Raw genomic sequence first — 514 nt, forward strand, 5'->3', positions numbered from 1 at the left:
GAACAGGGGATTTAGTCAGATGGCTTCCAGATGGCACAATTGATTATCTTGGCAGAATGGATGATCAAGTGAAAATAAGGGGTTACCGCATAGAAACAGGCGAAATTGAAGCAGTGATGGAGCAGATAGATGGAGTGGATCAAGCTGTTGTACTAGTAGTTGATGAAGCGGACGGGGAAAAGGTGTTAAGTGCTTACTATCAAGCCCGTCATGAAGATGTGTCAGTTAACATGCTGCAAGCCGCTATCAAACATCAGCTGCCAGCTTACATGATGCCGCTCTATTTCAAAGAGCTTGATGCATTTCCACTCACAGTTAGTGGCAAAGTTGATCGTCGTGCACTTGCTGCCTTAAAAGGTGATAAAGCCGTTCAAGCTGTTTATGCTGCGCCTAGAAACGATCTCGAAACGAAGCTTGTGCGTTTGTGGGAAGAAATTCTTGGTCAAGAGAAGATTGGTATATTTGATTCCTTCTTCGAACGTGGGGGGCATTCGCTGAAAGCAATGACTGTACT

At 44.7% G+C, this 514-nt stretch carries 1 protein-coding gene; it reads left to right on the forward strand.

The window, feature by feature from the left end; all coding sequences use genetic code 11:
- Positions 1 to 514 (forward strand): non-ribosomal peptide synthetase (locus SB658_RS21835; protein WP_410602270.1); only part of this gene is annotated, 514 nt, incomplete at both ends.

The organism is Bacillus sp. SIMBA_008, from assembly GCF_046535495.1.
Classification (GTDB): Bacteria; Bacillota; Bacilli; order Bacillales; family Bacillaceae; genus Bacillus; species Bacillus subtilis.